At 58.9% G+C, this 26,182-nt stretch carries 27 protein-coding genes; 17 read left to right on the top strand and 10 right to left on the bottom strand.

Going from position 1 to position 26,182, the window contains the following annotated elements; genetic code table 11:
• The first annotated feature begins 38 nt into the window (after nt 1–38).
• Nucleotides 39–2,393, top strand: a complete 2,355-nt coding sequence (locus tag ACTWLJ_RS19865) for a TonB-dependent receptor (protein ID WP_445178120.1) — start codon at nt 39–41, stop codon at nt 2,391–2,393.
• Nucleotides 2,394–2,400: 7 nt separating this feature from the next.
• Entirely contained in the window at nt 2,401–3,726 is a 1,326-nt protein-coding gene (locus tag ACTWLJ_RS19860) for an LLM class flavin-dependent oxidoreductase (RefSeq protein ID WP_445178119.1), read from the top strand.
• Between the two features lie 64 nt (nt 3,727–3,790).
• Here ACTWLJ_RS19860 and ACTWLJ_RS19855 read toward each other — a convergent pair whose 3' ends face one another.
• Together ACTWLJ_RS19855 and ACTWLJ_RS19850 are read right to left on the bottom strand one after the other, a co-directional pair.
• On the bottom strand, nt 3,791–4,099 hold the full coding sequence (locus tag ACTWLJ_RS19855) for a cupredoxin domain-containing protein (protein ID WP_445178118.1): 309 nt from the start codon (nt 4,097–4,099) through the stop codon (nt 3,791–3,793).
• Nucleotides 4,100–4,113: 14 nt separating this feature from the next.
• Nucleotides 4,114–5,082, bottom strand: coding sequence for a metallophosphoesterase family protein (locus ACTWLJ_RS19850; RefSeq protein WP_445178117.1), 969 nt, complete (start codon nt 5,080–5,082; stop codon nt 4,114–4,116).
• Nucleotides 5,083–5,235: 153 nt separating this feature from the next.
• Here ACTWLJ_RS19850 and ACTWLJ_RS19845 point away from each other — a divergent pair, with 153 nt between their 5' ends.
• From ACTWLJ_RS19845 to ACTWLJ_RS19835, 3 genes are all read left to right on the top strand, one after another.
• On the top strand, nt 5,236–5,748 hold the full coding sequence (locus ACTWLJ_RS19845; protein WP_445178116.1) for a sigma-70 family RNA polymerase sigma factor: 513 nt from the start codon (nt 5,236–5,238) through the stop codon (nt 5,746–5,748).
• Nucleotides 5,741–6,484, top strand: coding sequence for an anti-sigma factor family protein (locus ACTWLJ_RS19840; protein WP_445178115.1), 744 nt, complete (start codon nt 5,741–5,743; stop codon nt 6,482–6,484). The genes ACTWLJ_RS19845 and ACTWLJ_RS19840 overlap by 8 nt, the downstream gene beginning before the upstream one ends.
• A gap of 117 nt (nt 6,485–6,601) precedes the next feature.
• Nucleotides 6,602–7,018, top strand: a complete 417-nt coding sequence (locus ACTWLJ_RS19835; protein ID WP_401209139.1) for a low affinity iron permease family protein — start codon at nt 6,602–6,604, stop codon at nt 7,016–7,018.
• A 41-nt stretch (nt 7,019–7,059) separates the two neighbouring features.
• On the opposite strand, the gene ACTWLJ_RS19830 is transcribed toward ACTWLJ_RS19835, so the two are convergent.
• Nucleotides 7,060–7,749 (bottom strand): alpha/beta hydrolase, encoded by a 690-nt coding sequence (locus ACTWLJ_RS19830; protein WP_445178114.1) that lies wholly within the window; start codon nt 7,747–7,749, stop codon nt 7,060–7,062.
• A gap of 248 nt (nt 7,750–7,997) precedes the next feature.
• Between ACTWLJ_RS19830 and ACTWLJ_RS19825 the strand changes: the two genes are divergently transcribed.
• The 4 genes from ACTWLJ_RS19825 (at nt 7,998) to ACTWLJ_RS19810 (ending at nt 12,409) form a co-directional block, all read left to right on the top strand.
• Nucleotides 7,998–9,614, top strand: a complete 1,617-nt coding sequence (locus ACTWLJ_RS19825) for an arylsulfatase (protein WP_445178113.1) — start codon at nt 7,998–8,000, stop codon at nt 9,612–9,614.
• Nucleotides 9,615–9,687: 73 nt separating this feature from the next.
• Nucleotides 9,688–10,956 carry an OmpP1/FadL family transporter gene (locus tag ACTWLJ_RS19820; protein ID WP_445178112.1) on the top strand — a complete coding sequence of 423 codons (1,269 nt, stop codon included), beginning with the start codon at nt 9,688–9,690 and terminating at the stop codon, nt 10,954–10,956.
• A gap of 40 nt (nt 10,957–10,996) precedes the next feature.
• Nucleotides 10,997–11,671: a DUF3313 domain-containing protein gene (locus ACTWLJ_RS19815; protein WP_445178111.1), complete on the top strand. Its 675-nt coding sequence runs from the start codon at nt 10,997–10,999 to the stop codon at nt 11,669–11,671.
• Between the two features lie 75 nt (nt 11,672–11,746).
• Entirely contained in the window at nt 11,747–12,409 is a 663-nt protein-coding gene (locus tag ACTWLJ_RS19810) for a glutathione S-transferase family protein (RefSeq protein ID WP_445178110.1), read from the top strand.
• A 1-nt stretch (nt 12,410) separates the two neighbouring features.
• Here ACTWLJ_RS19810 and ACTWLJ_RS19805 read toward each other — a convergent pair whose 3' ends face one another.
• The 5 genes from ACTWLJ_RS19805 to ACTWLJ_RS19785 are packed head-to-tail and all read right to left on the bottom strand — an operon-like array spanning nt 12,411 to nt 17,732.
• The gene (locus ACTWLJ_RS19805; protein WP_445178109.1) at nt 12,411–13,436 is read right to left on the bottom strand and encodes a GlxA family transcriptional regulator; all 1,026 of its coding nucleotides are present in this window, start codon (nt 13,434–13,436) and stop codon (nt 12,411–12,413) included.
• 50 nt (nt 13,437–13,486) lie between these two features.
• Nucleotides 13,487–14,608: an agmatine deiminase family protein gene (locus ACTWLJ_RS19800; RefSeq protein WP_445178108.1), complete on the bottom strand. Its 1,122-nt coding sequence runs from the start codon at nt 14,606–14,608 to the stop codon at nt 13,487–13,489.
• Between the two features lie 54 nt (nt 14,609–14,662).
• Entirely contained in the window at nt 14,663–15,766 is a 1,104-nt protein-coding gene (locus ACTWLJ_RS19795) for an extracellular solute-binding protein (protein ID WP_445178107.1), read from the bottom strand.
• A 1-nt stretch (nt 15,767) separates the two neighbouring features.
• Nucleotides 15,768–16,676 (bottom strand): N-carbamoylputrescine amidase, encoded by a 909-nt coding sequence (gene aguB, locus ACTWLJ_RS19790; protein ID WP_445178106.1) that lies wholly within the window; start codon nt 16,674–16,676, stop codon nt 15,768–15,770.
• A gap of 3 nt (nt 16,677–16,679) precedes the next feature.
• Entirely contained in the window at nt 16,680–17,732 is a 1,053-nt protein-coding gene (locus tag ACTWLJ_RS19785; RefSeq protein WP_445178105.1) for an agmatine deiminase family protein, read from the bottom strand.
• Between the two features lie 112 nt (nt 17,733–17,844).
• Here ACTWLJ_RS19785 and ACTWLJ_RS19780 point away from each other — a divergent pair, with 112 nt between their 5' ends.
• The gene (locus tag ACTWLJ_RS19780; protein WP_445178104.1) at nt 17,845–18,711 is read left to right on the top strand and encodes a LysR substrate-binding domain-containing protein; all 867 of its coding nucleotides are present in this window, start codon (nt 17,845–17,847) and stop codon (nt 18,709–18,711) included.
• 27 nt (nt 18,712–18,738) lie between these two features.
• Here the strand turns inward: ACTWLJ_RS19780 and ACTWLJ_RS19775 are convergent, their stop codons facing one another.
• Both ACTWLJ_RS19775 and ACTWLJ_RS19770 read right to left on the bottom strand, forming a co-directional pair.
• The gene (locus ACTWLJ_RS19775; protein ID WP_445181381.1) at nt 18,739–19,893 is read right to left on the bottom strand and encodes a radical SAM protein; all 1,155 of its coding nucleotides are present in this window, start codon (nt 19,891–19,893) and stop codon (nt 18,739–18,741) included.
• 78 nt (nt 19,894–19,971) lie between these two features.
• Nucleotides 19,972–20,916, bottom strand: a complete 945-nt coding sequence (locus ACTWLJ_RS19770; protein WP_445178103.1) for a LysR substrate-binding domain-containing protein — start codon at nt 20,914–20,916, stop codon at nt 19,972–19,974.
• A gap of 130 nt (nt 20,917–21,046) precedes the next feature.
• Between ACTWLJ_RS19770 and ACTWLJ_RS19765 the strand changes: the two genes are divergently transcribed.
• The 7 genes from ACTWLJ_RS19765 (at nt 21,047) to phnE (ending at nt 26,179) form a co-directional block, all read left to right on the top strand.
• Complete coding sequence (locus ACTWLJ_RS19765; protein ID WP_445178102.1) at nt 21,047–21,445, top strand: RidA family protein; 399 nt, start codon at nt 21,047–21,049, stop codon at nt 21,443–21,445.
• 75 nt (nt 21,446–21,520) lie between these two features.
• Nucleotides 21,521–22,078, top strand: coding sequence for a transcriptional regulator (locus ACTWLJ_RS19760; RefSeq protein ID WP_445178101.1), 558 nt, complete (start codon nt 21,521–21,523; stop codon nt 22,076–22,078).
• A gap of 87 nt (nt 22,079–22,165) precedes the next feature.
• Nucleotides 22,166–22,750: an HD domain-containing protein gene (locus ACTWLJ_RS19755; RefSeq protein WP_445178100.1), complete on the top strand. Its 585-nt coding sequence runs from the start codon at nt 22,166–22,168 to the stop codon at nt 22,748–22,750.
• A 186-nt stretch (nt 22,751–22,936) separates the two neighbouring features.
• Complete coding sequence (locus tag ACTWLJ_RS19750) at nt 22,937–23,800, top strand: putative selenate ABC transporter substrate-binding protein (protein ID WP_401209095.1); 864 nt, start codon at nt 22,937–22,939, stop codon at nt 23,798–23,800.
• Entirely contained in the window at nt 23,797–24,594 is a 798-nt protein-coding gene (locus tag ACTWLJ_RS19745) for a phosphonate ABC transporter ATP-binding protein (RefSeq protein ID WP_445178099.1), read from the top strand. The genes ACTWLJ_RS19750 and ACTWLJ_RS19745 overlap by 4 nt, the downstream gene beginning before the upstream one ends.
• Nucleotides 24,588–25,415 (top strand): PhnE/PtxC family ABC transporter permease, encoded by an 828-nt coding sequence (locus ACTWLJ_RS19740; RefSeq protein ID WP_401209089.1) that lies wholly within the window; start codon nt 24,588–24,590, stop codon nt 25,413–25,415. The genes ACTWLJ_RS19745 and ACTWLJ_RS19740 overlap by 7 nt, the downstream gene beginning before the upstream one ends.
• The gene (phnE, locus tag ACTWLJ_RS19735; RefSeq protein WP_445178098.1) at nt 25,412–26,179 is read left to right on the top strand and encodes a phosphonate ABC transporter, permease protein PhnE; all 768 of its coding nucleotides are present in this window, start codon (nt 25,412–25,414) and stop codon (nt 26,177–26,179) included. The genes ACTWLJ_RS19740 and phnE overlap by 4 nt, the downstream gene beginning before the upstream one ends.
• The last annotated feature ends 3 nt before the right edge of the window (nt 26,180–26,182 follow it).

The following is a 26,182-nucleotide window of genomic DNA, read 5'->3' as shown; positions in this document are numbered from 1 at the left end:
CCCTATAGCGTCGCGCGGCAACAAGGAGTTCCCTGCCCATGCTATTACGTTACGCGGCCACCACGACCCATCGCCTCAAGCCTCTGAGCTTTTCATTATGGCTGGCGCTGCCGGGTGCCCTATGCACAACCCCAAGCTTTGCCGCCGATGAAGTCGACACGTCTGCGGCAACCACGGCCCAGCTCGACAATACCGCTCCACGGCTTGAAAAGGTGACGGTCACCGCGCGCCGCCGCGAAGAACAGTCGCAGGACGTACCGACGCCGATCACAACCCTGAGCGGCGCCAACCTGGAAAGCCAGCGCATCTACAAGATCCAGGATCTGCAACAGGCCTTGCCCAGCGTCAACGTCGCTTATGTCCACGCGCGAGTGTCCAGTTTCGCGGTACGCGGCATCGGCAACAACCCGGCCAGCGATGGCCTTGAAGGTAGCGCCGGGATTTATCTGGATAACGTCTACCTCGGCCGACCCGGAATGGCGGCGTTCGACATGCTGGACGTCGAACAACTGGAACTGTTGCGCGGGCCACAAGGCACTTTGTTCGGCAAAAACACCACGGCCGGCGTGCTGAATATCACCACCCGCAGTCCGACGTTCACCCCGGAGCGCAGCCTCGAAGTGTCGGGCGGCCAGGACGGCTACTTTCAGGGCAAAGGCACGGTATCCGGACCGTTGACCGATACCCTCGCCGGCCGACTTTCGTTCTATCGCACACGAGATGACGGCTACCTGAACAATCGCCATGATGACCGCACCTTGCTGGGCGGTGAGCGTGAAGGTTTGCGTGGGCAATTACTGTTCAAGCCGAACGACGATTTCAGTCTGCGCTGGATCAACGAGTACAACACTGAAAATTCCAGCAGCGGCAGCAGCGTGATCTACGGCGGCGGCCCGCAATTCTGGCGGCGAGCGGCATTGGTCGGGGCACACCCTGCCGTCGGCGAAAGCAACATCGATGGCCGGCAGAACGTCAGCGTGCATCAGAATGCAAGCTCCGTCGAAGCCAACTGGAACCTGGCCGGCGGCTACACGCTGACCTCGATCAGTGCCTACCGTTATTGGCACTTCAACCCCGCCAACGACGCCGACCAGTTGGATGTCCCGGTCATCAATGACTTTGGCTACGAAGTGCACGACCGCCAGTTTTCTCAGGAAATACGTCTGGCGTCGCCCAAGGGCGAGTTTTTCGACTACGTGCTGGGCGCCTATGCCTTCAAGCAAAACCTGGGTAACCGGATCTTCACCAATCTGGGCCCGCTGGCAGATCTCAACCTAATCGGTACCAACCTCAATGCCCTCAACAACGTCAACAGCAAGGTCAACGGTAAGGTCGACACCGAGAGCTATGCACTGTTCGCCCAAGGCACCTGGCATCTGACTGATCGCCTCGACTTCAGCGCCGGCATACGTGGCACTTATGAAGAGAAAGACGCGAGCGTCCAGCGCTTCGCACCCACTGGCGGTGGTGCACCGGTGGTGATTCCCGGGGTAGTGGATGGCAATGCGGTACGAGCGAGCCAGGTTGGTGCCTACGACAGCGGCGACCTGCACATACACAACGCGGCGCCATCGTTCCTGACCAGCTTGAGTTACCACTTCAACGATGACGTGCTCGGATATGCCTCGTTGTCACATGGCGAGAAATCCGGCGGCGTCAATCTGGCAGTTGGTTCGGCACCCAGTGCCGGCGCAGAGTCGCTGCTGGTCGGACCGGAGCGTGCCAACGACGCCGAACTGGGGATCAAAAGCCAATTGTTCGACCAACGTTTGCAGCTCAATGCGAACGTATTCTGGACCGGAGTGAATGGCTATCAGGCCACCACGTACTACCAGCCGCCCGGCTCATTGACCGGCTATCAGCTGCTGACCAATGCCGGCACGGTGCGCTCACGCGGCGTCGAGTTTGAGGCGACCACCGTGCCTGTGCGCGGTCTGACCTTGAACATCAATGGCTCATTCAATGACGTGACCTACCTGTCGTTCAAGGACGCTCCCTGCCCTGCGGAAACGTCCGGGGGGACGACCTGCGACCTGAGCGGTCAACGCGTGGCGGGGGCTTCCCGCTGGATCGGCAACGTCAATGGCGAATACAAATGGCCGCGTATCGATGGCATCGAACCTTATGTCACAGGCAGCTATGCCTATCGCTCGGACAGTGAAGGCACGCTGGACAACTCTGACCTCTCGAAAATCGATGGCTACGGCCTGGCGAACTTCTCGGCGGGCGCACGCGTGGACTATGGCGATGGCCTGCTGGACGCGTCGTTGTGGGTCAAAAACGCTTTCGATCGAGAGTATTACCTGGCTGTCGGCAGTAGTTCCAATGGCCTTTACACCGCCTCACCCGGCCAGCCCCGCACCGCCGGTGTGACTTTGCGTTATGACTTCTGAGGGAATTATGAAAACGACACAGATGAGCCTTGGTGCATTTCTCATGAGCAGCGGTCATCACTTGGCCGCATGGCGCCACCCTCGCGCATGGTCGGGCGGCGGGCTGGATTTCCAGCACTTCAAGAATCTCGCCAGGACTGCCGAGCGCGGCAAGTTCGACGCGATATTTTTCGCGGACAATCTTGCCCTGATGGGCTCGCCGGAACTGGGTCAGTACACCACCGCCGGCGACGTGTTCGATCCGCTGGTGCTGTTGTCGGGACTGGCCGCCGTGACCGAGCGTATCGGCCTGGTGTCGACGGTTTCGACCAGCTACAACGAACCTTATTTGCTGGCGCGAAAATTCGCCTCCCTCGACCATCTGAGCGGAGGACGCAGTGGCTGGAATCTGGTGACCTCGGCGACAGATCTGGAAGCGCTGAACTTTGGCCGCGAACGGCATTTCGAACACGATGACCGCTACCGGCGTGCTCAGGAGTTCATCGATGTCGTAACCGGGCTGTGGGACAGTTTTGAAGACAACGCCTTCGTGCGAGACAAGGCCAGCGGGGTGTTTTTTCAGCCCGACAAGTTGCATGTACTCAACCACAAGGGCGAGCATTATCGGGTACGCGGGCCGCTGAATATCCCTCGCACCCCTCAGGGCTACCCCGTCTTGATCCAGGCAGGCTCTTCTGAACCGGGCAAGGCATTGGCGGCACGCACCGCCGAAGTAGTGTTCACCGCTCAGCAGACGCTGGGCAATGCGCAGGCGTTCTACACCGATGTCAAAGGTCGCCTCGCCAGTTACGGACGCCGCCCTGAGCAGTTGAAAATCATGCCGGGGATTTCCCCCGTGATTGGCCGCACGCAGAGCGAAGCGGAAGATAAATACCAACAATTGCAGGATTTGATCGAGCCGCGTGTCGGACTTGCGATGCTCGCGGGCATGGCTGGAGGTTTCGACCTGTCCGAATATGATCTGGACGGTCCTTTACCCGAACTGCCGCCGAGTAATTCGATGCAAAGCCGTCAGGCATTGTTCATTGATCTGGCCCGCCGGGAAAACCTCAGCATTCGTCAGCTGTACCTGAAAGTTGCCGGTGCCCGAGGACATCACACGGTGATCGGCACGCCGAAGACAGTCGCCGATACGCTGGAGCAATGGTTCGTCGAGCAGGCTGCCGATGGCTTCAACATCATGCCGCCGTTTCTGCCGGAAGGTCTGGATGACTTTGTCGACGGCGTAGTTCCCTTGCTGCAACAGCGCGGACTGTTCCGCCGAGAATACAGCGGCGCCACTCTACGTGATCATTTGGGGCTGGAGCGGCCGGCCAATCGCTACGAGCGATAACCAGAAAACTGCGTTGAACAAGCGCTGTGAAGGCCGCGAATTTTGGCCTTCCAGCGCCCTCTGTTTACTGAGTGACCACAATCTTCCCGATCATCTGCGGATGCAGCGCACAAAAATACTCGAATTCTCCCGGTGTATTGAACACCCAGGAAAAGCTGTCATCGGTATCCAGCGCTCCCGAGCGAAACACCTTGTGGGTCTCAGCCACTGTGTGCGGAATCTGGTCGTCGTTGACCCACGTCACCTTTGTACCGACGGCCACAGTCAGATCCTTGGGCCCGAACATGAACTCCTTGATATCGATCTTCACCTCCTGCGCCCACACCGGCATCGACAACATCAGGCACACCAGCGGCAACAGTCGCGTTTTCATCGGATCGCCCTCCCCTAGACCAGTGTCGAATCGATCAGCGCCAACGGATGATCACCCTGTGTCGCCCGTACATCGGTGATCCCCAGATAGTTGCGTAACTGATCAGCCGCCACCGTCATTGGCCCCGGTGTCGGCGCCGCACCCGGTGCAGGTTGCGGATACGCCGTGCCCCGCGCGGTATGAAAGGTGATATTGCCCTCGACCTTCTGGATGACCTGGTGGATATGCCCGTTCAGCACCGTCACCGAACCGTACTTGCGCAGCATCGCAATCGCCTGATCGCCATCCTCGGTGCCCCAGCCCCACGGCTGGTAAATCGTCCACAACGGAATATGGGTGAACACGACGATGGGTGTACTGCTGGTCACCGCGCGTAAGTCATCGGCCAGCCATGCCAGTTGATCGGCGCCGAGAGTGGCTTCATGGCCAGCCTGGAAGTTGAAGACATTGACCAGCGCGATGAAATGCACACCGTGGTCATCGAAGCTGTACCAGCCGTTGCCTTTGGTGCCCTTGCCGTAACGCTCCAGATAAAGTTTGCCACCGCCCTCGTCGAGGGTGTCGTGTTCACCCGGCACGTAATGCACGGTCGATGGCAGGCCTTTGAGCACCTGATCCGCTGAATCGAACTCCTCGGCTTTGGACAGGTGCGTGATGTCGCCGGTATGCAGGATCAGCGCTGGCCGTTTTGGTAGCGCGATGACCTTGTCGATGGCCACTTGTAGCGTCTTGAGCGGCTCAGGGTTGGCTTCCTTGTTGAAGCCGATGTGCGAGTCGCTGATCTGTACGAAGTGGAACGTGCTGGCCATTGCCTTGGGATCGATGACGTTGCCTGCCTCATCCAGCGCAAAGGCCCGGGGAATGCCGCCGTGCAAGGCCCAGATCACCCCGGCGCCGGCCCACGCCGAGCACTTGAGCAGCGTTCGGCGGTCAGGGTTGAGCAATGTGTCGGTACGCCGTGGTTGTTTTGCTTGAGTGTCCATCGGTATGTCCTCGCTGGCGGACTACAGTGATGTAGCTGACACGAGTTAAACCTTGCAGGACGGGCGTTTATTCCACGCTGAAAAATAGATTTTTTTCGCGGAATAAAAGACCACGCATCACGGTTATAGAGGTGTGACGGTGCGGAACCGACTATGAAGCGATTTGAGGAACTGATTGCGCCCCATCTGGACGCCGCCTACAACCTCGCCCGCTGGCTGACTGGCAACGACAGCGCCGCCCGCGATGTCGTGCAGGAAAGCGCTCTGCGGGCGTTCAGATTCTTGCAGCGCTTTGCCGATGGCAACGCCAAGGCCTGGTTCCTGTCCATCGTGCGCAACGAAAGCTACACCTGGCTCAAAGCCTCGGCCGGTCACCATTGGGTCACTATCGACGACGACATGGGCGATGACGTTGCAGCCCTGAGCCACGGCCAGACCCCGGAACTGCTGGCGATCCACACGGAAAACGCCGCCCTGCTCCAGCAAGCCCTGAGTGCCCTGCCGCCAGTCTTTCGAGAGGTGATTGTGTTGAAAGAACTCGAAGACATGCCTTACAAGGACATCGCCATGGTGGTGGATATTCCCATCGGCACCGTCATGTCGAGACTGGCCCGGGCCCGCGCCATGCTCAAGCTCGAATTACTGAAGTTGCACGATCATGAATGAACTCGACTGCACCGTTTGCCGGACAAGCTTGCACGGCTATCTGGATCAGGAACTGGATACCGCGACGGCTGCGGATGTGGCCGCGCATCTGGCTTCATGCGCCGAGTGCACGCGCCTGCATGATGAGGTGAAACTGCTGAAAATCAGCGTGAAGAGACTGGCAACGCACTATCCGGCGCCAGCATCGTTGGCCGCCAGCGTATTTGCCGTTGATAAGCCCGCGCCCGGTTTCATGGAGCGCTGGCGCAAATGGTTTGCACCGGCGTTTTCTGCGGCGGCGCTGGCCTTGGCGGTGGTTATTTACGTAGCAACACCGAGCGGCGAACAACCGTTGATGGACGAGGCTGTATCCAGCCATGTTCGCTCTCTGATGGGTGAACATCTGAATGATGTGGTGTCCTCGGATCGTCACACCGTGAAGCCCTGGTTCACCGGCAAACTCGACTTCTCGCCACCGGTCTTCGATTACTCGGCTCAGGGCTTTCCATTGCTCGGCGGTCGGTTGGACTACTTGCAACACCAGACCACGGCGGCCCTGAGTTACGGCCGGGCCAAACACATCATCAACGTGTTTATCCTGCCCACGCAGCAGGCCGATTCACCACGGCAAAGCCAGACGATTCGTGGCTTCAACGTCGTGACCTGGCAGGCCAGTCACATGCGTTTCGTGGTGGTTTCCGATGTGGAAAAAAGCGAACTGGAGGCGTTCAGCCAGTTGCTCAGGGGTGGTATTTGATAGGGTGTTGAGGCTTGCCAGATGAAATTATTTTCATCTGGCTCTCATGGCTGAAAAAAAACGAATTACGCCGCGGCGGATGTGTCCATTTGTTACAGACAACAAGGATCTACCGCCATGAAATTCTCCAAAATCTGCCAAACACTTTGCAACTGGTCAGGAAGCCCGAAAGTCTTCCTTTCTGCGGTGGTGTTGATCCTCATATGGGCTAGCACCGGACCGGTATTTCACTACAACGACACTTGGCAACTGATCATCAATACCTCGACCACCATCATCACTTTCCTGATGGTGTTCCTGATTCAAAACACCCAGAACCGCGACAACGACATCCTGCACCTGAAAATCGACGAATTGCTGCGAGCGAACAAGGAAGCTCAGAACGCCGCACTAAGTCTTGAAAAAAAGGGCACCAAGGAACTCCGTGCATTAAGGGAGGAATACTCGGCGATGGGCGAAAGCGAGACGATCCAGGTAAATGCGCCCCCAACCAACGCCGAAGCAGCGAGCATCCCTTCCGCGCCCCAGGTATAGCGCCCCGGCGCCTATCCGTTGAAGCCGAGGCTGTCCTTTTATTAAACCGCGCTGGCCGCCTCGTCGATCAGCGCCGCCACCTCAGCCGCATGCGACGCCAGCGACGCATGGCTGGCATTCAGCGTGATGACTTTTTTCGCCCCTAGTCGCGCCGACATCAGCTTCTGATTATCCGGATGGATCATGTGATCCTCGCTGGAGATCTGATACCACGACGGTTTGTTCTTCCACGCAGGATTGCTGATCGTGTCGCCAAAGGTGCTGGCCAACGGCGCCTTCTGGGTCACAGCCATCACCAGCGCTTCATCGGCAGTCAGATCCTGGCAAAAGCTTTCATGGAATTTGTCGGCCTTGAGCCAGAGAAAACCATCGCTGTCAGGGGCAAGATTCGGTGCCGCCGCCGGAGGGTGCTGCTGAGTCAGCCCCCCGGGGCTTTCACCGGCATCCGGTGCGAACGCGGCGATGTACACCAGCCCGACGACATTTGGCTGATTACCCGCCTCGGTGATCACCGCCCCGCCGTAGGAGTGCCCGACCAGCAGCACCGGGCCGCCTTGTTGCGCGATCATTTTGCGGGTGCGCTCGGCGTCATCGGCCAGCGATGTCAGCGGCATTTCCACCGCATGAATGTCGGTGTAACCCTTGCGGGTCAGCTCGATAATCACCTTGGCCCAATGTGCGGCACCGCCCCAAAACCCGTGTACCAGCACGATTGTCAGTTTGTTACTCATGGCCCTGCTCCTGTCCGTGAAGAAAAGATGGAATGCCAATTGCCGGCGCAGTATGGAACCGATCTGCGGTTCCAGCCATGTGCGGATGCCACTCATTTGGCTGTAAGCCCCGTGTTACAAAGGCTCCGGCTAAAAATTCTTTTCTGGCTAAATCCCGGTTCGAATCTACGCTCTTGCCGGGGATACATATTTAAAGAAAGGTCGGGGGGCCTGACTTCGCTACTTATGCAAGTACGCAGGAGCACCTCATGAACCGGACAAGACTCTCCAGGCTATTCGCTGTTTCAATGCTGTTATCCGCAATGATTGTTCCCGTCACCACGCACGCTGCCGATAAACCCCCACCCAACATCGTGGTGATCATGGGCGACGATGTTGGCTGGTCGAATATCGGCGTCTACAACCAGGGCATGATGGCCGGGCGCACGCCCAACCTCGATCAGCTCGCGGCTGAAGGCATGCGTTTTACCGACTATTACGCCGAAGCCAGTTGCACCGCCGGACGCGCCAACTTCATCACCGGCGAACTGCCGATCCGTACCGGCATGACCACGGTCGGACAGGCAGGCTCACCCATCGGCATCCCCGCCGAAGCGGTGACCATCGCCACCGTGCTCAAATCCATGGGTTACGCCACCGGCCAGTTCGGCAAAAACCACTTGGGCGACCTCAACGAATTCCTGCCCACCGTACACGGGTTCGATGAGTTCTTTGGTTACCTCTACCACCTCGACGCCATGGAAGACCCCGCGCATCCCAACTATCCGAAAGAGCTGCTGGACACTGTCGGGCCACGCAACATGGTCCACAGTTGGGCGACCACCTCCGACGACGCCACCGTGATGCCACGCTGGGGCAAGGTCGGCAAACAGAAGATCGAAGACGCTGGCACGCTGTATCCGGAGCGCATGAAAACCGTTGATGACGAAATCCAGGCGAAAGCCTTCGCCTTCATCGACAAGGCCAAGCAGGACAATAAACCGTTCTTCCTCTGGCTCAACCCGACCCGCATGCACATCGTCACGCACCTTTCCGACAAGTACCAAGCCATGCGTAATTCACAGAATGGCTGGTCGGAACAAGAAGCAGGCATGGCGCAGCTAGACGATATCGTCGGCGACGTCATGGCCAAGCTGAAAAAAGACGGCATGGACGACAACACCATCGTGATGTTCACCACCGACAACGGCGCTGAAAACTTCACCTGGCCCGACGGCGGCACCACGCCGTTTGCCATGGGCAAAGGCACGGTAATGGAAGGTGGTTTCCGCGTACCGGCGATCATTCGCTGGCCGGGGCAAGTGCCGCCAAATACCATCTCCAACGGCATCATGTCCGGGATGGACTGGTTTCCGACCTTCGTCACGGCGGCCGGCAACCCGAATGTCTCTACCGAACTGCTCAAAGGCAAACAAGTCGGCGACACCACCTACAAGGTTCACCTCGACGGCTACGACCAGACACCAATGATCACTGGCAAAGGCCCGTCCAACCGGCATGAAATTTTCTACTTCGGCGAAAGCACCCTGGGCGCTATCCGGATTGATGACTTCAAATACCGCTTTATCGATCAGCCCGGTGGCTGGCTAGGGGCCAAAGTGGCTTTGGACATGCCGATTCTGACCAACCTGCGACTCGACCCGTTTGAACGCATGGGCTGGCCGGAAGATCAGGCTGCAAGTGGCTCGCTGGAATACTTCCAGTGGTTCAAGTTCCAGTTCTGGCGCTTTGTGTTTGTCCAGGATCAGGTGGTCAAACTGGCACAGACCGCGGTTGAGTATCCGCCGATGCAGAAAGGCGCGAGCTTCAACCTTGATGCGGTCAAGGCCAAGATCGAAGCCGCGCGGGCGGCCATGAGCAAATAACACTGCAAGTAATTGGCGGGTGACCGGTAGCGGTCACCCCTGTTCTTGACGGACATTTGCCGAGGTAACGCCCATGCGCACCAAAAGATCTGCCCTGCCCGCGTTTGCGCTACTGAGCCTGTGTATCCAGCAAGCCCACGCGGGCGGCATCATGCTTTACGAGATCGGTACGGATAACACCGGCCTGGCCAATGCCGGCGCCGCCGCCCGGGCGCAAGGCCCCTCAACCATCGCCAGCAACCCGGCGGGCCTGAGTTACCTGCCCGGCACGCAAATCACCGGGGGGTTGCAGGTGCTGTACGGCAACCTGACCTTCAACCGCGATTCCAACACCAATGGCACGGGCAACGGCAGTGGCAATGCACTTGACCCGATTCCCGGCGGCAGTTTCTTCATCAGCCATCAACTCGACGAACACTGGAGCGTCGGTTTTGGCAATTACGGCGACTTCGGTCTGGCCGCCAACTACGACAACAACTGGTCCGGGCGCTACTTCGCGCAGAACGCCAGCCTCGCCGGTTTATCGTTCGTGCCGAGCGTGGCTTACCGCTTCAATGATGAGTGGTCGGTGGGCCTCGGCGTCAAAGCCATGTACGGCATGCTTCAGGCGCAAACCGCTATCGACCGCTCGCCCTTCGGCCTGACGGATCGCAGCGACGGCCAGTTCAAGTACAAGGACAACGACTGGGGTTTCGGCGCCAATGCCGGGGTGATCTATGCCCCGCAGGCCGGTACGCGCATCGGTCTCGCCTACACCAGCAAGGTCGATCTGAAGTTCGAAGACGGACTCGACGTCAAGGGCAACGGTCCGGCGCTGCAACGCCTCGATGGCCTCAACACTCAGCTCGACATGACCGTGCCGCAAACCGTGACTTTGAGTCTGTTCCAGCAACTCGACTCGAAATGGGCGCTGCTGGCCTCGGCCAACTGGCAGGACTGGTCAGAGTTCGGCGACATCGCCGTACAAGTCGACACCACCGCAGTCGGCGCCCAGTCGACTACGATCAACGCGCACTTCAAAGACACCTGGCAACTGGCGCTCGGCGCCCAGTATCAGGCCACTCCGCAACTGCTATGGAATGTCGGCATGGCTTACGACAGCAGCGCCGTTTCGGACAGTAACCGAACCTTCACCGTACCAATGGGCGCGTCCTGGCGCATTGCGACAGGCGCCACCTATGCTCTGAACAAGGACACCGACGTCAACGTCAGCTGGGCGATGGTCTGGCTCGGTGACATGCCGGTCGATCAGACCAAATCCACCTCGGGCACGCGAACTTCCGGACAGTTCGACAATGCCTGGATTCAAGCCCTGACCGGAAACATGACCTGGCGTTTCTGATACTGCACAAAAACAACTCGACCTGATCCAAGGAGCACACATGAACGTTTCTCGAAAAATGCTGATCGGCGCGGCAATGGCCAGTCTCTTGCTCGGTGCCTGCACCTCGAAAGTCACCGAGCGCGAGCAATACTCAGGCTTCCTGCCGAACTACAACAACCTGCAAGAGGTGACCACCACCAGCGGCGAAAAAGCCATGCGCTGGGTGATCCCGTCGTGGAACCCGAACGCCTATGACACCGTGGTTTTCAACCGGCTGGAGCTGTATCCGGCGCCGCAACCGAATGAGCGGGTCGACCGCCAGACCCTGCAAGACATCCAGAACTATATGACCAGCAGAGCCCAAGGCATTCTGGGCCAGAAGTACCGCGTCGTGAGCAACGTGCAATCCGCCCCGCGCGGCTCAAGAACGCTGATTTTGCGTGCAGCGATTACCGGGGTGAATGCTGAAAACGAAGGTATGAAATGGTATGAGGTCATTCCGGTCGCGGCGGTAGTGGGCGGCGTCAGCGCCGCCACCGGCCATCGCGATCAGGACACCACGCTGTTCATCGAGGCTGAATTTATCGACGCCAGCAACCAGCAGACTGTAGCCAAAGTGGTGCGCAAGGTCTTTGGCACGCAGCTGTCGAACTCCAGTCAGAAGATCACCGCGAAGGACTTCAAAGTCGCCATCGATAAGCTCGGCTCGGACATGCAGGCGTTTATTCGCTGACATTCAAAAAATGCGCTCTGTGGCTGACAGTTATCAGCCACAGAGCGCATTTCACCGTAAACCGAGAAGCTGATCATGGCCCTGACGCTCTATTACCATCCGCTGTCCTCGTACTGCCAGAAAGTGCTGGTCGCACTTTACGAGCATGGAACTCCATTTGAAAAACACCTCATCGACCTTTCCAGTGACGCTGACCGCGCCGAACTTCAGGCGCTGTGGCCGCTCGTCAAGTTTCCGCTGATCCGCGATCACGCCAGGCAACGCAATGTGCCGGAGTCGAGTGTGATCATTGAATACCTCGACCACTTCCATGCCGGAAAACATCCATTGATTCCCAGCGACAGGGATGCAGCGCTGGAGGTGCGTCTGTGGGACCGGTTCTTCGACAACCATGTGCAGACGCCGATGCAGCAGATCGTCAGTGATCGCCTGCACGGCAAGAATGGCGATGTCTCAGGCTATCGCAATGCCCTGCTGAGCGCTTACAGCATCCTTGACCGCCAATTGGCATCGCGCACCTGGGCGGCGGGTGAAACGTTCAGCATGGCCGATTGCTCGGCAGCACCCGCGCTGTTTTACGCCAGCACACTGGTGCCATTTACCGACGAACATCGCCACTTGAGCGCCTATTTCGAGCGGTTGGTTCAACGTCCGTCATTCCAGCGGGTTCTTGAGGAAGCCAAACCCTGCTTCGCGTTCTATCCATTTGCCGAGGCCATCCCCGAGCGATTTCGCTGAGTCATTTGACCAGCCGCTTTTCCTTGGACGGGCGATAGCCGAAATAGGAGCTGTAGCACTTGCTGAAATGGCTCGGCGAGACAAAACCACAGGCCACCAGCACCTCAACCTGCGACAACTCGGTGTGTTGCAGCAAACGCCGCGCTTCGGTGATCCGCAGTTCGAGGTAATAGCGCTGCGGCGTGGTGCCCAGTTGTTCCTTGAACAGGCGCTCCAGTTGCCGCCGCGAACGACCGGCATACACCGCCAATTGCTCAAGTTCCAGCGGCTCCTCAAGATTGGCGTCCATCAGCTTGACCACCTCACGCAGTGGCGCGCTGACGCAGATGTTTTCATCCGGTTTGATCCGCCGGTAACGCGATTCCTCAAACGCCAGAATGTCCTCGATGCCTTCGACCAACGCCTTGCCGTGCAGGCTCTTGATCCAGTCCAGCGCCATATGAAAGGCGCCGGACGGGCTCGACGCGGTCAGTCGGTCGCGGTCGATCACGTAGGGTTCGCTGCTGACGTGAGTGGACTTGGCGATTTCCGTCAGCGCCGGCCGATGTTCCGGGTGGATCGCGCATCGATAGCCGTCGAGCAGGCCCGCCCGGCCGAGAAACCACGCACCGTTCCACAACCCGGCCAGACTGATGCCACGCTCGGCAGCGGCGCGCAACAGACCGTTCAGTTCATCCGAGGCTTTGAGTTCAGTTCGATAGCCGCCGCAGACCACCAGTAAATCCAGTTCTTGTAGCGCAGCGGAGTTGATCCGCGCATCGGGACGAATGACCAATCCCAGATCACTGATCACCTCGCCTTCGCCCAGCCCGAATGTACGGGCAGCAAACAGCCCTGCACGCAGCAGGTTGGCGGTGATGATTGTATCCAGCGCCTGAGTGAAGGCCGGCAGTGAAAAGTGTTCGAGCAGCAGAAAACCGGTGCGGGTCACGCGGGTGGTGTCAGCGGAGGGCTCGTTGAGATAACGAAGGTTTTTACCCTTCATGCCTCCGCTGAATTGGCGTCTTTCGATCAAGGTCTGGCCCATCGGTTACGTTGTTATCCGCCGATAGTTGGCCTGATGCTGCCAAGAGTCAATCACGCCAGTGGCTGATGACTGGTCACACAGTGAATCCCGCCGCCACCGGCCGCGATGGCGTCGATGTCGAGCTGCTCGATCTTGCGTCCCGGATACAGCTTAGTGAGCAGATCCAGCGCCTTCTTGTCTGCCGCTTTGTCGCCGAACTCAGGCGCAATAATCGCGCCGTTGACCACGAAATAGTTGATATAACCGGCGGCGAAATCAGGGTTGCCTTTGTTGAACTTGCTGTTGCGTGGATTTAACGGCGGCGACATCGTGTGGATCTGCAATTTTCGGCCATCGGCATCCGTGGCGTTCTTGAGGATTTCCAGGTGCGCCAGGGTGACTTTGTGGTCGTAGGATTCAGGGTCGGTGTCGAGGTTGGCGATCACCACGCCCGGCTTGACGAATCGCGCATAAAAATCGACGTGAGCATCGGTGATGTCCTTGCCCTTGATTCCCGGCAGCCAGATGATTTTGCGCAGGCCCAACTGGGCTTTGAGTTCTTCTTCGACTTCGGACTTGCTCCAGTCCGGGTTGCGATTGGCGTTGATCCAGCTGCTTTCGGTCATGATGCCGGTGCCGTGGCCATCGACTTCGATGCCACCGCCCTCGCCCACCAGTTCGCTGCGCATATAGGTTGCCTGTGAATCGCTGGCGACAAGCTTGGCGATTTTCGCGTCTTTCGTGTGCTGTTGTTTGTCGCCCCAACCGCTGAAATTGAAGTCGACTGCGCCGAGGCCGCCCTTGTCGTCGATGACAAAGTTGGCGCCGATATCACGCATCCAGATGTCGTCGAGTGCGGTAATCACGTAGGTGACATTGCTGCTGCCACAATGCTTTTCAGCCAGATTGCGCTCGCTCTGACGGCAGAACACCGTGACCGGCTCATAACGGGCGATGGCGCGGGCGACACGACCAAGTGCGGCTTGCACATCGGCGGTGAAGTCTTCCCAGATCGCGTCCTGTGCGCCGAACGCAATGAAGGCCCGCTCGTGTTGATCGCCCTCATCCGGCATGAACCAGCGCCCTTCGCTGGCGGCCAACACTTGCATCGGCGACAGGCCGAGACCGATGAAAGCCGCGCTCGCGCCGGCGACTACCGAGACCTGTTTGATGAATTCGCGACGGGTCGACATGTGGTTTTTTTCCTGAAAAAAGTGAAGGCCGGCGCCTCGGGCGCCGGCCATGGATCACGGTTGAGTAGCGGTTTTGAATTTGGTCCAGGTACGCATCCGCGCCCGCATGTCGGCCTGAGGAATATCCTTGCCCGGGATCAATCGAGCATAGGTCGCTTCGTCGAGGTAGATGTCCGGGTTGTCGCGCATCGCTGCATCGACGTTCGCTCGCGCCTTGGCGTTGGAGGTCGGGTAACCGGTGAAATTGCTGATCGCGGCCATGTTCTCCGGGCGCATGACGAAGTTGATGAACGCGTAGGCGTATTCCGGGTGTTTGGCATCGACCGGAATTGCCATGGTGTCCATCCACACCGTGGTGCCTTCGCGGGGGATGCGGTACTGGAATTTCGTGGTCTTGCCGGCGCTGTCCGAGGTGCGCTGCGTCTGGGTCATGTCGCCGCTGTAGCCGAGCGACAGGCACAGATTGCCATTGACCAGATCAGTCACCGGTTGCGACTGGAACTTGCGGATGTACGGCCGCAACTTCATCAGCAGTTCACTGGCTGCCGCCAGATCCTCGGGTTTGCCACTGCGCGGATCGCGTCCGAGATAATTCAGCACCACCGCCAGCGCTTCATCCGGCGAGTCGATCATCGAAATCCCGCAGTCGGCGAACTTCGCCGCCAGCTCCGGTTTGAACAACATGTCCAGGCTGTTGACCGGTGCGTCCGGCATGCGCTTTTTGATCTGTTCGACGTTGTAGGTCAGGCCGATGGTGCCCCAGGTGTAGGGCACCGTGGCTTTGCTCGAATGCTCGTAATGGCTGCGCAGCTTCTGCAAACCCGGCTCGATGTCGGCCATGGCGTCGAGTTTTGACTGATCCAGCGGCATCAAGCTACCCGCGCGCATCAGTCGCTCGGCAACCGTGTCACCGGGGAAGATCAGGTCATAACCGCTGCCGCCCGAGAGCATTTTCGCTTCCAGGGTTTCGCTGCCGTCCATCACGTCGTAGATCACCTTGATCCCGGTTTCGGCGGTGAAGCGCGTCAGCGTGTCTTCGGCAAAATAGTCGGCCCAGTTGTACAGCCGCAGGGTTTTGTCTTCGGCATGTGCCAACGGCATTACACCGAGCAGGATCAGGCCCAGAGCACCGAGCAATCGTTTGTGGTGAGTGAGCATGTCAAACCCCTTGCGCGTTCCAGCGTGAATGAAGGTGACGGCCGTCCTGGCTGAGTAGTGCGCCGTACATCTCCGGGCGGCGATCACGGTAAATGCCCCAGCTCAGGCGTTCTTCGCGCATCGCCGCCAAATCGAGGCTTTGCACCAGCACGCCAGTGCTGTCGCGGTCGGCTTCGGCCAGCAATTTGCCCTTGTGATCGCAGATGAACGACGAGCCGTAAAAGCCCATTTGCAAGTCCGCATCGCTGGTCGCCACTTCACGTCCGACGCGGTTCGACGCCAGCACCGGCAGCAGATTGGCGGCGGCATGGCCGCGCATGGTCATCTGCCAGTGATCCCGTGAATCGAGACTCGCGCAACCCGGTTCCGAGCCGATGGCCGTGGGAAACAGCAACACTTCGGCGCCCATCAAGGCCAGGCAACGTGCGGTTTCGGGAAACCACTGATCCCAGCAGATGCCGACGCCTATCCGCCCGAACGCGGTGTCCCAGACACGGAAACCGGTATCGCCGGGGCTGAAATACTCCTTCTCCTGATAGCCGATGGCGTTGGGGATGTGGGTCTTGCGATAGACACCCAGCAGACGCCCGTCAGCATCGGCCACGCTCAACGAATTGAAGTAGGCGTTGCCAGCCTTCTCGAACCAGCTCAGCGGCAGCACCACGCCCAACTCCTTGGCCAGCGCGGCGAAGCGTGCGAGTACGCGGCTGTCGCTGTATTCCTCGGCCAACGCCAAGTGTTGGTGGCGCTGTTCGATGCAGAAATACGGCGTGGCGAACAGCTCCTGCAACAGGATCACCTGCGCACCCTTGCCGGCTGCTTCGCGGACCAACTGCTCGGCCTGATCAAGATTGCGCTGCAAATCCCAGGTACACGGCATCTGGGTGGTGGCGACGGTCAGAAGCGTCATCGATCAACCCTCCACCGGCCAGGCTGGCTGTTGCTGAGTGATGCAATGCACACCGCCGCCGCCATGCGCCAGATTGTTGATCCGTACCGGCACCACTTCACGACCGGGGAACGCTTGCGCCAATACTTCTGCCGCGACGCCGTCCGCCTCGATGCCGTAAGCCGGCATGATGATCGCGCCATTGGCGATGTAGAAATTCGTGTAGGACGCGCAAAACACTTCTGCTTCGGTGTCCACTGCTTCGCTGGCTTCATAGAGTTCGATCAGTTCGAACTTGCGGCCCTGCGCATCGGTCGCCAGTTCCAGCGCCCGACGGTTTTCCCGCGCCACTTCGGCGTACACCGACTTCTGGTCATGGGTCGCATCCACCAGCAACACACCGGGACGCGCAAAGGCGCAGACGCCATCGACATGGCCGTCAGTCATGTCACCGGTGACGTAGTCAGGATCGCCCGGCAGCCAGATGGTTTTTTTCACCCCCAGCAGTCGCGTGAAAATTTCTTCGATCTCGGCCTTGCTCACGCCCGGGTTACGGTTGGGATTGAGCAGTACCGATTCAGTAGTAATCAGCGTGCCTTCGCCATCGACATGAATCGCCCCGCCCTCGTTGCTCAACCAGGTGCCAAAGCAATCCAGCCCCAGGTGATTGAGTGCGCGACGCGCCAGACCTTCATCCAGCTCATGCGCCGACTTGCCGCCCCACGAGTTGAAGCGCCAGCTGACACCGGCCAAACCGTGCTGCGGATGACAGACAAAGCTTGGGCCGGAATCGCGGCACCAACTGTCGTTCACCGCCAGTTCAATCAGCTCGATGTTCGGCCCGCACAATGCTTTTGCAGAGGCGACTGCCGATGGATCGACGACCAGTTTCACCGGTTCGAAACGGGCGATGGCATTCGCTACCCGGGCGAAATCTTCCTGCACCGCTGGCAACGTCACACGCCAGCTCGACTCCCAGAGTGCCTTGTTATGCGGCCAGACCATCCACGTCGCGGCATGCTTGACCCATTCCGCCGGCATCATCCAACCACTGTTTTTATTTTCGTTCTGCTGCATGACAAGCACCTGTTAGTTAAGCCATTGTGTTCACGCCGGCTATGCTACGGATGCTAAAACAGGCAAACAAACGATGGATTTAGCGCAGAACTGATTAGAGGAACTTATCGATATGCTCAAGCACTGGCCACCGCTCAGCTCGTTGCGCGGCTTTGAAGCGGCTGCTCGACTGGGCAGCTTTCACAAGGCTGCCGATGAGTTGAGCCTTACGCAGTCGGCGATCAGCCAACAGATCCGCAGCCTTGAGGCGTACCTCGAACAGCCACTGTTTTTCCGCAGCGGGCGCAGCGTCGCACTCACCGATGCCGGCCACGATCTGCTCAGCACCACGCAAGCCATGCTCCAGCAATTGTCGGTGGGTATTCGGCGCCTGGGCCAATATCAGAAACCCAATCAACTGGTGCTCAACACCACACCCGCGTTTGCCCGGCACTGGTTGCTGCCGCGTCTGGCGGACTTTCGCCGCGAGCATCCGCAGGTCGATCTGTGGATTTACAGCACCGACGAAGTGCCGGACATGACCAGCCAGACCATCGATCTGGCGATGCGCGACGACATCAGTTCCCAGGCCGAATGCAGTTTCAAGGTGCTGCATGCCGATCGCCTCTATCCGGCGTGCCACCCGAGCCTTTTAGCGCTGCCCGCAGAGCAACGCACCACGCTGCATGGCGAGCGGGAAATGGACTGGAGTCATTGGGCGGTGGAGGCCGGAATTGACGTCGGCCAGCAGGATCAGGGGCTGAATTTTTCCGATCCCGGCTTACTGCTGGACGCCGCGAGTGCGGGGCTGGGGATTGCGCTGGTCAGCCAGTTGCTCAGCCGTCAGGCGCGCGACAGTGGTCTGCTGCAACCGCTAGTGGAGCAAACCATCCGTGGCCCGAACTGGGCGCTGCTGACGCACCGCGACAGTGAAAATGATCCGCTGGCACGCAGTTTCAGTGAATGGTTGCTGAGGAGTCTGGCAGCGACCGAGCAGTAACCCGGCCGCGTTGAAATTGACGTCGCGTCACGCCGGGGAAAAAACCCCGGAGCCTTGTCGACCTTCCAGACGGCCGAACAGCACATAGTGCTGATAACCACTGCTGAAGGAGCCGCCAGCGATCGCGTTTCTGACGTCCTGATTGACGTGCAGGTATTGCGCTTCATCGAAGTTTTCGGCGCTGACTTCGCCGTTACGACCCAACTGATCACTCTCAATGGGAACGCCCATGATGGTGTGTCGCTGAAAATCGATGATACGGTTGACCGCATGCGCCTCCAATGGCCCCTGATTGGGATACATCGAATAAACATGCAGCCCGTTTTTTGCACAACGGTTGCACATATCAACGCAATTTTTCTGTGTCGATTTAAGGCGAGTCAGCTGCGCCAGCGGCAGATCCAGATACTTGCCGACCTGATACTCGGTCTGATTGAAAATCGTGCAGCACAGGATCGTGTTGCCATTGCAGTCCAGTACCAGCCAATTGTCTTTCAGTGAGCACGATTGATTCGCATAGTGACGGACCAGATTGAGCAGGTCATCGTAGGGTGGCAAAGCGAGTCGTTTCAGGGTTTCACGATCGGTGTCCGTCACGGAAGGATCGCGTTCGGCAATCGCCAGTGACTTCTCCAATGGCATCATCACCGAGTAACCTGTGGTGAATCGGAAGCCCAGGCGCTCACTGAACTCGCGCATCAGGCCCTCTTCTTCCATGTTGTCGATATAGCGGTGGTAATACACCTCGATCAACGTCTGCAGACCATGTTGCTGCTTGAGTTCATGCAACCTGATCATGTTCTGCTTGACCACTTCGATATCGCCGCCGACGTGCCCCTGCTTGTAGGTTTCCTGATAAAAACCGGACAGCGAGACGCGGAAAAAACCCGGATTGGCCAGCATGGCTTTTTCCATGTTTTTAGCGAGATTCAAGTTGGAACTGATACCGCTTTCCAGGCCGGCAGCGTTGATGATTTCGATGAACTCGCCGATTTTTGGATGAATCAGCGGTTCAGTCCAGTTGTACAGAAAGATTGTTTGAATACCTTCTGATCTGGCCTTCTCGACGATTTTGGTAAACATCTCAACTTGCATGGCTTTCTTGAAGTTGACGTTTTCCGAGTTCCCCATCGGGCACGAAGGGCAGCTTAAATTGCAAGCTCCGACAATATCGATGTACATATTCATTGTAAGTGACGCTCCTTGAGTGAATAGCGGTGCCGTTCGAGCAGCTGCCCTAGGTTTATTGATTTACGCTATTTAATTGACACTCTCGGAGCGCGGATTAGCAATATTTGGGCCAGCTCCGTTCTGCGCCATCACTTCTGCAATCCAATCGATAAACACCCGCAACTTTTGGCTGATATGCCGGTTAGGCGGGTACGCGACATACAGCGGCATCGGTTGGAGTTGCCAGTCCTCGAACAGAGCTACCAACTCACCCCGCACCTCATGTGCCCTGGACATGTATTTCGGCAACCAAAGGACACCGAGCCCGGCGAGACCGGCTGACAGATAGGCGTTGCCATCGTCGACAGCAAGTATGTATTGCCCCTTTATGTGCAAGCTTTCACTCTGATTGCGCATTGCATACGGAACCGGTTTGCCGGTACGTGCCCACAGGAAACCGACCACCCGATGATGCGAATCTTCCAGCTCCCCTGGATGCATGGGCATACCTTCACGCGCCAGATAACCTGGCGCAGCAAAAACACCCAGTTCGAGATCACCGACCCGACGGGCGATCAGCGATTGGTCGAGCAATTCGCCGCCGCGCACCACGCAATCGACGTTCTCATCAATGATGTCGACAATGCGGTCGCTGACGCCCATGTCGATCTGGATATCCGGGTAGCGCCGATGAAACTCCGGCAGCGCCGGTATCAGAATCAAACTGGCCAGCGGACTCGGCACATCGACTCGCAAGCGGCCCTTGGGCAGTAACGAGGCGCCAGAGAGGCTGGTTTCGGCGTCGTCCATGTCGGCCAACAGCTTGATCACTCTTTCGTAATAGATCGCGCCATCGGCAGTGACGTTGACCTTGCGCGTGGTGCGGTTCAACAGCTTGACGCGCAAGCGTGCCTCCAGTTGTTGGACCAGTTGCGTGACCGTGGTTTTGCTCATGTGCAAGGTTTCGGCAGCCTTGGTGAAGCTGCCCGCCTCCACTACCCGGGCAAACGCCTGCATCGCATCAAAACGGTCCATTCGCACCTCAATAAGGCTTTTATTGTTTGGTTTTCACAAACAGTGAGCGCCAAGGTTGCTGGTTTATCCGCTGTACGCAAGCCCCTAAAGTGGCTTCATCACTGGTTTTCACTGACTGATGGAGAAATGTATGACGCAACGTGACGTAGTTTTCCCGCCCGGCCGCCAAGAACTTTATGAGCGTCATCGCTACTCGCCGGCTGTTCGCTCCAACGGTTTTCTGTTTGTTTCCGGACAAGTCGGCAGCACCGAAGATGGCTCGCCCGAGCCGGAGCTGGAAACTCAGGTGCGACGGGCCTTCACCAACCTGAATGCGATCCTCAACGCTGCCGGTTGCACGTTCGATGATGTGGTGGATGTCACCGTATTCATTGTCGATCCCCAAACGAAGTTCGAGCGCATCTGGAGTGTCGTGCCCGAGTTCTGGGGCGAGGCGCCGCATCCGACGGTCACGGCAGTGGGCGTGACCTGGCTGTACGGCTTTGAGTTTGAGATCAAGGTGATCGCGAAAATCCCCGAAGGCGCCTGATCGTCAGTTGGGTTTGCAGGGCGCGTCGGCAGTCTTCAGACTATCCGCCCTGCCAGCCCTTTTTTTACCACTCACATGTCCGACCTGTTATTGCAGCCAGTCTTGTCCGGCATCGCCCTTCGGCGCTGGCGCCTGCTGCATCGCGTCAAACAAAGCCATGCCGCTGAACTGTTCAACGTCACCCAGTCGACGATTTCCCGTTGGGAGAGTGGCGTGCTGGCCATGGATGTTGCGGCGCATCGGCAGCTTGAACAGTTGCTCGCTGCAAGACTCGATGGCGCCGCCGATCAGGCCCTCGCCAGACTGGTGCGTGAAAGTCTGCGACCGGTGCATTTGGTCTGCGATTTGACTCACCGTCTGCTGGCCTGCTCTCCTGCCCGCGCCGCGCAGTTCACCGGCCCGCTGAGCGAATTGCTGGGCGAGTCACTCTGGCGCTTCGCAACTCCGCAAATCCTCGACATGGAACTGGCGCTGGACGGCGTCGGCTGGCGGGAGCTTCAGGCACCGCCAGCACTGGAATTTATCACCGGCAGCAACGATTCCAGCCTCGTGCCTATTCATTCCAGCCGATGCCGCTGGACACGTATTGCGCTGTCCGACGGCAGCGCCGCACGCTTGGTGGAAACGCTCTGAATCAGCCGCCGCGCATATTTTATGCGTGGACGCCGCACGGCAGCGGATCTAGGCTGACAACGTAATCAATCCTGTCCGGACATCTTCATGGATATCGAAAAGCTCAAGGGACGCCTCGAATTTCTGCGCGAAGCAGAGAAGCTCAAGGACGTCCTGCGAAGTGCGCACACCTCCAGCGGACGTACCGAAAGCACTGCCGAACACAGTTGGCGCCTGTGCCTGATGGCGATTGTTTTCGCCGATGAAATGGCCACCCTCGATCTGCTGAAAGTGCTCAAGCTGTGCGTCATCCACGACTTGGGCGAAGCCATCAACGGCGACATTCCGGCGGTCAATCAGGCGGATTTTCCAGACAAGGGCGAGCAGGAGCGCAACGATCTGCTGCTACTGACCCGCTCACTGGACGACGCCTTGAGAAACGAGATTCTGGCGCTGTGGGACGACTACGAAAACGCTGTCTCTCCCGAGGCAAAAGCGGTCAAGGCACTGGATAAACTGGAAACCTTGTTGCAGCACACCCAAGGTCTGAACCCGGCGAATTTCGACTACGGCTTCAATCTGACCTACGGCCAGAAATACACCGTTACCGAACCGGTTTTCGCGGCGCTGCGCAGCCTTATCGATCAAGACACCCAAGAACGAATCAACATGACCCTGAATATCCGGCCCTGATGGAGGCGTCGCTGTAAGAGTAGTAGCGCCCTGCTCTAGAGCCTTGTAATGAATAGCATTGAACGATGCTGGTCTTTGATCTTTGGAATGCGTATAACCTCGCCGCTTCGTCTACCCTGAATGGGCGCCCGGTCGAGTCATGGTCCGTGGCGCTTAGAATGTGACGCTCATGAAACGGAGAATTCCATGCTCAAACGATCCCTGGCACTGACCGCAGGCCTGGCCCTGTCTTTTTCCGCTCTGATGGCGCAGGCCGCCGACGTCTTGCGGGTCAGCGCTATCCCCGATGAAGCCCCGACCGAGTTGCTGCGCAAGTTCGAGCCACTGGGTGCTTATCTGGAGCAGCAATTGGGCATGAAGGTGCAGTTCGTCCCGGTGGCCGATTACCCGGCCGTGGTTGAAGCGCTGGCCACGGATCGTCTCGATATGGCGTGGCTGGGCGGTTTCACTTTTGTTCAGGCCCGTTTGAAGACTGATGCCACCACTCCGGTGATCCCGTTGGTGCAGCGTGAGCAGGATGCGCAGTTCACCAGTAAATTCATCACCGCCGACCCGAACGTGAAAAGCCTCGCTGACCTCAAAGGCAAGACCTTCGCTTTCGGCTCGGTGTCGTCGACTTCCGGCAGCCTGATGCCGCGTTACTTCATGCTGAAAAACGACAACATCAAACCAGAAGCCTACTTCAGCAAGGTCGCCTACTCCGGTGCTCACGATGCCACCGTGGCCTGGGTTCAGGCCGGCAAAGTCGATGCCGGTGTACTGAACGCCAGCGTCTGGCAAAAACTGGTGGACGCCGGCAAGGTCGACACCAACAAGGTCAAGGTTTTCGCTACCACTCCGGCCTACTTCGATTACAACTGGACCGTGCGTGGCACGCTTGATCCGGCACTCCAGGCGAAGATCAAAAAAGCCTTCCTGGCGCTTGACCCGGCCAACCCGGAGCAGAAGAAGATTCTTGATCTGCAAGCGGCCAGCCGCTTCATCGAAACCAGCCCGGATAACTACAAGGGTATCGAGGAAGCCGCCCGCGCTGCCGATCTGCTGAAATGACCCTGAGCCTCAAACAAGGCACCCTGCGCCACGCCAATGGAGTCCACGCCCTGCGCGGTGTGGATTTGCAGATTGGCCCTGGCGAACAGGTGGCGATCATCGGGCCCTCGGGGGCCGGAAAATCGAGTCTGCTGAATCTGCTGGCCACCGCGTTACGTCCCAGCAGCGGCGAGATTGACGTGCTGGGACACAACGCCTGGACGTTGTCTGCGCACCAGCGGCAACGCCTGCGCGCGCGGATTGGTCTGGTGCATCAGGCGCCGCCGCTGCCTCCGCGTCAGCGCGTGGTCACCGCCGTACTGGCCGGCAAACTCGGCCAGTGGAGCCTGGGTAAAAGTCTGCTGAATCTGTTGCACCCGCTGGACATTCCCGGCGCCCGTGCGGCGTTGGCACGTCTGGACCTGGGCGACAAATTGTTCGCTTATTGCCAGCAACTGTCCGGCGGACAATTGCAGCGCGTCGGCATCGCTCGCGTGCTGTATCAGGCGCCGGAAATTCTGCTGGCCGATGAACCGGTGTCCGCAATGGACCCTGTGCTGGCCGGGCACACGCTGTCGATTCTGTCGCGGCATGCCCGGGAGCATAACGTCACGCTGGTGGCGAGCCTGCATGCGGTGGATCTGGCGCTGGCGCACTTTCCACGGATCATCGGCCTGCGCGACGGGCAAATCCTCTTCGATAGCCCCTCCGACAAAGTCAGCCGCGAAATGCTCGATGCGCTGTATGCCAACGAACAACTGCAAAGTCCGGTAAACCCGGCCACGCCGCTGATCGTGCAGATTCCGCGATGCTGAGCGCTGATTCACGCGACCCGGCTGCCGGGCCACGCTTGCTGCTGACCTTGTTGGCGATTGCCTTGTTATGGCCGGGAATCCAGCTCAGCGAGCTGAACCTTGGCGTGTTGTTTCAGGCTGACAGCCGCAGCGCCATGGGCAGCTTCGTCGCGGGATTCTGGCCTCCGGCGCACGACGGCGAGTTTCTTCGACTGCTGTGGACTGCCACTCTGCAAACCCTGGCAATCGCCACGGCGGGCATGGCCTTGGCGCTGCTGTTGGCGGTGCCGGCGAGCCTGATTGCCAGTCGCGCCTTGTCGCTCTCCGCTGCATCGAGAAGCGGTGTTCCCAGCCGTGTCGGGCGCCTGCTGCGCTGGCCGGTTCGCGGCTTGCTGATCTTCCTGCGCAGCGTGCCGGAAATCGTCTGGGCGCTGCTGTTCGTGCGCGCAGTCGGCCTCGGGCCAGCGGCAGGTGTGCTGGCCATCGCCATCACCTACAGCGGCATGCTCGGCAAGGTTTACGCGGAGATTTTCGAATCGACCGACCAGCGTCCGGCACACGCATTGATGCAGGCTGGCAGCGGTCGGCTGGCGAGTTTCGCCTACGGCATCCTGCCCAATGTCGCGGCGGAACTGCTGTCGTACACGGTCTATCGCTGGGAATGTGCGATCCGCGCTTCGGTGGTGATGGGGTTCGTCGGCGCTGGTGGTTTGGGCCAGCAAATCGATCTGTCGCTGCGCATGTTCGCCAGCGGTGAGGTCGCCAGCATGTTGCTGACCTTCCTGATTCTGGTGCTCGGCGCCGATCAACTCAGCCGCCTGCTGCGCTGGAGGCTGACATGAACCGTCTGCTCAATCTATTGCTGATCGCCGCAATTGGCGCAGCGGTCATCGCCTCGTTTGCCTACCTGGGACTTGATCTTGGTGAACTGGGCAGCGCCGCCAGTCTCAAGCAAATGGGGGTTTATGCGCAGCGTTTTCTCAGCCCGGACCTGAGCGCGACGCACCTGCAAGCGATTCTGCATGGTTCGATGGAAACCCTGGCCATGTCGGCCCTCGGCACCCTGCTCGCCGCCGTGGTCGGCATCCTCTTGGCCCTGCCCGCCGCAGGCCGATTTGGCTGGCCGCTGCAAAGTGCCTCGCGGCTGCTACTCAATGGCCTGCGCGCAATTCCAGAACTGGTGTGGGCGGCGCTGATGGTGCTTGCGGCCGGCCTCGGCCCGAATGCCGGCACGCTCGCTCTGGCGTTGCACACCACTGGCGTGCTCGGTCGGCTGTTTGCCGAAGCACTGGAAAATACTCCGCCCGAGCCCGCTGAAGCCATTCGTTTGCAGGGCGGCAATCCGGTGTTGGCGTTCTGCTACGGCACCCTGCCCAACCTCGCCCCGCAACTGCTCGCCTACGTGCTGTACCGCTGGGAAAACAACATCCGCATGGCCAGCGTGCTGGGTTTTGTCGGTGCCGGTGGTCTTGGGCAAATGTTGTATGTGAGCCTGAGCCTGTTTCAGGAAGCGCAGGCCAGTACGGTAATTCTGGCGATGCTGGTGCTGGTGCTCGGGGTCGATTCGCTGAGTGCGTGGAGCCGGCAGCGCTGGGTCAAGGCGTAAGCG

It is taken from the genome of Pseudomonas sp. McL0111 (assembly GCF_052567255.1).
This window is presented reverse-complemented; position numbering and strand designations above follow the sequence as displayed.